The organism is Streptomyces sp. NPDC001027, assembly GCF_040299045.1.
Taxonomy (GTDB): domain Bacteria; phylum Actinomycetota; class Actinomycetes; order Streptomycetales; family Streptomycetaceae; genus Streptomyces.
In genome coordinates, this window is record NZ_JBEPBI010000351.1 from 1 (window position 1) to 6,155 (window position 6,155).

Sequence of the window (6,155 nt, forward strand, 5' to 3'; positions counted from 1 at the left end):
ATCCGCCGCACGGTCCTCGCCGCTGCGCAAAAGGTCGATCGAGTCGCGATCTCGGCGGCAACGCCGAGGCGGTCGGCGAGCCGGTGCGGCGCACAAGCGCCGGTGCAACACAGAATGCCGCGACACTTGGTTCATGAATAGCGCGGAAACTTGTCCAATATCTTTCAGGGTTTCTTCATGGTAGGTTCCGGACGTGAAGTTCGATCTCCACCGCATGCGGTTGCTTCGAGAGCTCGCTCAGCGCGGCACCGTCACCTCGGTGGCCGCCGCGCTGGCCTACAGCCCGTCGGCCGTCTCCCAGCAGCTCGCGGTGCTCGAGGAGGAGATCGGAACGCGGCTTTTCGAGCCCGACGGCCGGCGCATCAGGCTCACCGAGCAGGCGCACATCCTCGTCGCGCACACGGCCGCCGTGCTGGAGCAGCTGGAACGCGCCGAAACCGACATCCTCGCGTCGCTGGACACCGTCGTGGGCACGATCCGACTCGCCACGATCCAGACCGCGGCGCTCGCTCTCGCGCCCGCGATGCTGACATCGCTGGCGGAGGGCCACCCCGGACTGCAGGTTCAGCTCACCCAGGCCGAGCCCGAGGTCGCTCTGCCCGGTCTGCTGGCCCGCGAGTTCGATCTGGTCTGCGGTGAGAACTACGTCGACTATCCGACCAACCGCTCGAGCGAGATGGACTTCGACGTGGTCGCCGAAGACCCCATCCGCGTCGCGTTCCTGCGACCGCCCGAGGGGCGCCGACCGGGCGAGGCGACTCTCCTCGATCTCGCCGACCGCCCCTGGGTGCTGGAACCGGAAGGCAGTCCAGGACGCGACTGGGCCATGGCCGCCTGCCGGCAAGCCGGCTTCGAGCCCAGCGTGGCCCACGAGACCCCCGACGTGCTGGTGCAGGCGCAGCTCGTCGCGAGCGGCCACGCGGTGGCGTTCCTGCCGGACCTCACCTGGTTCGACCGCGAACCGGGATTCCACCTGCGCCAGATGGCGCCCTCGCACGTACGGCAGATCGTCACGACCTGCCGGGCCGGCTCGCACCGCAACCCCGCGCTCGTCGCCGTGCGCGGCGCGCTCCGGCAGGCCTACCGACACAGCAGGCCCAGCATCACCGACCGTTAGAGCCTGCGGGTCGTCGACGCACTGACCTGATCTCCGGTGGGACGCGACGACGACCGCCGACCCGCCACGACCCCGACCACGACGTCCGCGCGCTCACGCCGACGCCGCGACGTCGGCGTGCACGATCACGAAAGCCCCGCCATGGACTCCTGGCGGGGCTTTTCCGTGGTGCGCAGTGAACGTCGCGAACGACCCGCACAGGGTCACGCCGAACGCCGGTGGCCGGATTTCGGTCGTCGGCCCGCCGGGCAGAATGGGAAGTTTTTCTTCACGGTTCCATCCAGCTTTCCCCGCTTTACCTGGAGGGCGGGACGTGCGTCACTTGGCTCCACGCTGATCGGGGCCCCGGGACTCGATGTCTGCAAAGCGCGTGAAGAACTGCAATCGAAACCTCCTGTGCCCACGGTGCGCGACCGCTGCCCGTCATGTCGCGTACCCGGGGCGCGGGCCACCCCAGCCCCACCTCACCACGAGCGACTAGGAGACGGCGTGAGTGCGAGTACCGATGTGGCCGAGTACGGCCTCAAGCGCCAACTGTCCCGCCTGAACATCCTTCAGATCACGATCAACTCGATCATCGGAACGGGGTGGCTGTTCAGTGCGATGAACGCCGCCGCCATCGCCGGCCCCGCGGCGCTGCTCTCCTGGTTCGTCGCGATCGCGATCCTCATACTCATCGCCTTCAACCACGCCGAGTTGGGCGCGATGTTCTCCGTGGCCGGAGGCTCGGCCCGCTTCGTCCACTACTCCCACGGAACCCTCGCCGGATTCGGCATCGGCTGGATGGCCTGGATCTACGGAGCGGCGACCGCCCCCATCGAGGTCGAGGGAGTCCTCAGCTACGCCGAGGGCTACACGCACCTGAACCTGTTCCACGGCGACGGGACCCTGACCTCGCTCGGCTATGTCGTCGCCATCACGCTGTTGGCGATCTTCGTCGTGCTCAACCTGTTCGCCATCAAGGCCCTGGGCCGTGTGCACAACGCGATCACCTGGTGGAAGATCGGCACCATCGTGCTGGTCATCGTGGCCATCCTGTTCGCCCGCTTCCAGCCGTCGAACTTCCACTCCCACGGCTTCGCGCCCTACGGCTTCCACGGTGTGCTGGCCGCTGTCGCCATCGGCGGCATCGTCTTCGCCTACACCGGCTTCGAACAGGCCGTTCAGCTCGGCGCCGAGACCAAGAACCCCGGCCGGAACATCCCGTTCGCCCTCCTCGGCTCCCTCGTGGTCTGTTCGGTCCTCTACATCGGACTCCAGATCGCCTACCTCGGCGCGCTCTCGCCCGCGAAACTGGCGCACGGCTGGGAAGGAACCAGCGTCGACGTCACCACCGGTCCGTTCGCGGCGCTGGCCACGTCTCTCGGCCTGGGCCTGATCGCCGCGATCGTCTACATCGACTCCGTCGTCTCCCCGTCCGGCAACGGAATCGCCTACGTCACCTCGACCGCGCGCGTCACCTACGGGATGGGGCGCAACGGGTACATCCCCGAGGTGGTCACCCGGGTCGACAAGCGCGGCGTCCCCGTCATCGGCGTGATCATCAGTTTCGTGGTCGGCCTGCTCTGTCTGCTGCCGTTCCCGAGCTGGCAGTCCCTCCTCGGATTCCTCACCTCCGCGACGGCCATGCTGTGGGCGGGCGTTCCCATCGCGCTCGGGTCGCTCCGGCGCTCGTTCCCCGAAGCGGCCCGTCCCTTCCGGCTCAGACCGGCCGGTCTCTGGGCGCCTCTGGGCTTCGCCGCGGCCAACCTGCTCGTCTACTGGACCGGCTGGGAAACGGACTGGAAGGTCTTCACCGCCATCGCCATCGGCTATGTGGTGTTCTTCGTCAACCGCGCCTTCCAGCAGCCCGAGGCCCGACCCGACCTCGACTTCCGCTCCTCCTGGTGGGTGGGGGTCTGGATCCTGGGGACGGCGGCCATCAGCTACATGGGCACCTTCGGCCAAGCCTCCCACCCCAGCGGCCTCGGCTACCTGTCGTTCCCCTACTGGGACACCGCGGTCATGGTCGCCTTCAGCCTCGCCGTCTACTACCTGGCGATCAGGACGCGGCTGCCGGCCGAGAAGGCGCGGCAGTACGCCCCCACCGACGACGAACTCAACCTCCTGTCCGACGAGGCGGGAGCGACCCGCCTCGGCTAGCCCGACCGGCAGCCCACCAGACCCTCGACCCAGGACTCTGACATGACGGACTTCCCGAACCTCTTCCATCCGATTCAGGTGGGTCCATACACCCTGAAGAACCGGATCATGAACACCGGTCACGCCGCGCACTTCCAACTGGGGGACGGCACCCCGACCGACGCGTACGCCTACTACGTCCGCGAACGAGCCAAGGGCGGCGCCGGCGTCATCGTCACCGGGCACACGGTTCCCGTCTACGACGGCGACGCGTCCCTCTCGCTGGCCACCTACGGCGACGCGACCATGGACGCGTTCAGCAAGATGGCGCAGGGGTGTCACGAGTTCGACGTCCCCCTGATCGCGCAGCTCGGTCACCGTGGACGTCGGCTCATGGACCACGCCGGGTTCCTCCGCCGCGACATCGTCGCCCCGTCGCCGGTCCCGACCCCCGACTACTCGGTGCCCCTGTTCATGCCCCACGAGCTGTCGACCGGCGAAGTGGAAGGCATCGTCGAGTCGTTCGGCGCCGCCGCGGACCGCATGCGGCGCTGCGACTTCGACGGGATCGAGCTGTCCATCGGCATGGACTACCTGTTCGCGAACTTCCTGCATCCCCACGGCAACCGCCGCGACGACAAGTACGGCGGCGGCGACCTGCGCGAACGGATGACGTTCCTCAACGAGGTGCTCGAGGTGACGCGCGCCGGCATCGGCAAGGACCGGATTCTCGGCGTCCGGCTCTACGACGACGGTGTGGACTACAGCATGAGTCTGCCCGACCACGTCGAGCTGGCGAAGATCCTCGAAGCGGAACAGCTCGTCGACTACATCAGCGTCTGGCAGGCCATCACCTCCATCCCCCGAAGCGGCCGCGCACACTGGCCCAGCCACTACTTCGAGACGGGGGCCTTCATCCACCTGTCCGAGGCGATGAAGGACGCCGGCATCCGACTGCCGATCATCGGGGCGGGTCGTCAGGACTCACCGGCTTTCGCGGAGCGGGCGATCGCCGAGGGCAAGCTCGACATCGTCGGCATGGCGAAGACCCTCATCGCCGACCCGCACTTCCCGAACAAGGCGCGGGAAGGCCGCATCGACGACATCCGCACCTGCATCGCCTGCACCCAGTCCTGCGTCGGCCACGTCGACAAGGGGCTCGGCGTCGGGTGCGTCTACAACCCCGTCACCGGCCGGGAGCAGGCGTGGGGCGAGCTGGAACAGGTCGACGAACCGAAGCGGGTCGTCATCGTCGGCGCCGGGCCGGCCGGCATGGAGGCGGCCCGCACGGCTGCCATGCGCGGGCACGACGTGGTCCTCTTCGAACGCGCCCAGCGTATGGGCGGCCAGGTCAACCTCGTCATGACGACGCCGAATCGCGGCAACTTCGAGGAGGTCATCCTCTGGTTCGAACGGCAGCTGCCGAAGCTCGGGGTGGACGTCCGGCTCGGCGTGGAGGCCGACGCGAAGACCGTCCTGGCCGAGTCTCCCGACGTGGTCCTCGTCGCCACCGGCTCCACGCCCTTCGTTCCTGAGGTGATCGGCGCGGACCTCCCGCATGTGCGCACCGCTCGAGAAGTCCTCGCCGACGACACCGCGGCCGGCGCGAACGTGCTCCTGTTCGACGTCGGCGGCCGGGCGGAAGGGGCCACCACCGCCGAGTACCTCGCAGCCAGGCGACACCACGTCAGGTTCGTGACCGGGATGGAGACCGTGGCGCCCGAAATGCCCTCGCCGGCGCGACACCATCTCCTCGAAGCGCTCATGAGCAGCCCCCGCGTCGAGCTGCAGACCCATACCTCGATCCACGAGATCGAAGAGGACTCGATCACCACGTTCAACGTCGTGACCTGGGAGCCCGACAGCGTCGAAGGCGTGGACACCGTCGTCGTGGCCGCCGGCGGCGTCGCCGACGACGCGCTCTACCGGCAGTTGGCGACGCAGCACCCGGACGTCCAGGCGATCGGTGACTGCTACCAGCCGCGAGACATCGAGATCGCCATCGTCCAGGGACACCGGGCCGGCCGCGAGATCTGACAGGCGTGGGCCACGAGTGGAGCCCCGGGGCGCGCGATGCGCGAGGGGAACCCCGAGAACATCAGGAAGCAGGACCCGTGAAGATCGCTGTCTGTGTGAAGTACGTGCCCGACGCCACCGGGAACCGGCGCTTTCAAGGCGACGGCACCGTCGACCGCATGGGTGTGGACGGACTCCTGTCCGAGCTCGACGAGTACGCCGTGGAGCAGGCGCTCCAGATCAAGGAGAAGGCCGCGAGCCCCGACGACGTCGAGGTGACGGTGTTGTGCGTGGGACCCGAGGAGGCCGTCGACGCGGTGCGCAAGGCGCTGCAGATGGGCGCCGACGCCGGCGTGCACGTACGGGACGACGCCATCGCGGGCTCCGACGCCGTCGCCACGTCGCTGGTACTGGCGAAGGCGGTGCGACGGGGCGGCGGCGACGGGGGAGAAGGCATGCCGTACGACCTGGTGATGTGCGGCATGGCGTCCACGGACGGTGCGATGAGCGTGGTGCCGGCGATGCTGGCCGAGCGGCTCTCGCTGCCTCAGCTCACCTTGGCCTCGAGCATCGAGACGGAGGGCGCCGAGGTGCGGATCCAGCGCGACGGCGACGTCGCCACCGAGGTGGTGAGCGGGGCGATGCCGCTGGTGGTCTCGGTGACCGACCAGTCCGGTGAGGCGCGGTACCCGTCGTTCAAGGGGATCATGGCGGCCAAGAAGAAGCCGGTGGAGGTCCTGTCGCTGTCCGACATCGGGGTCGACGCCGCCGACGTGGGCCTGTCCGCGGCGTGGACCGCGGTCGAGGAGACCACCGTGCGTCCGCCCCGTGAGTCCGGCGAGATCGTCAAGGACGACGAGGGCTCGGGCGCCGAGGCGCTGGCCGACTTCCTCGCCGCCCA

Annotated in this window: 4 protein-coding genes; all 4 read left to right on the forward strand. The window is 68.6% G+C overall.

Features of this window, described 5'->3' with window-relative positions:
- The first annotated feature begins 193 nt into the window (after nt 1–193).
- Nucleotides 194–1,117: a LysR family transcriptional regulator gene (locus tag ABT300_RS40275; RefSeq protein WP_351687026.1), complete on the forward strand. Its 924-nt coding sequence runs from the start codon at nt 194–196 to the stop codon at nt 1,115–1,117.
- Nucleotides 1,118–1,606: 489 nt separating this feature from the next.
- Nucleotides 1,607–3,259: an APC family permease gene (locus ABT300_RS40280; protein WP_351687028.1), complete on the forward strand. Its 1,653-nt coding sequence runs from the start codon at nt 1,607–1,609 to the stop codon at nt 3,257–3,259.
- A gap of 42 nt (nt 3,260–3,301) precedes the next feature.
- On the forward strand, nt 3,302–5,275 hold the full coding sequence (locus ABT300_RS40285) for an oxidoreductase (protein WP_351687030.1): 1,974 nt from the start codon (nt 3,302–3,304) through the stop codon (nt 5,273–5,275).
- Between the two features lie 95 nt (nt 5,276–5,370).
- A partial coding sequence (locus ABT300_RS40290) for an electron transfer flavoprotein subunit beta/FixA family protein (protein WP_351687032.1) occupies nt 5,371–6,155 on the forward strand: 785 nt, incomplete at its 3' end.

Excerpts from the sequence above, each read along its gene's own strand:
- ABT300_RS40285 (WP_351687030.1), top strand. The coding sequence starts at position 3,302 with ATGACGGACTTCCCGAACCTCTTCCATCCGATTCAGGTGGGTCCATAC.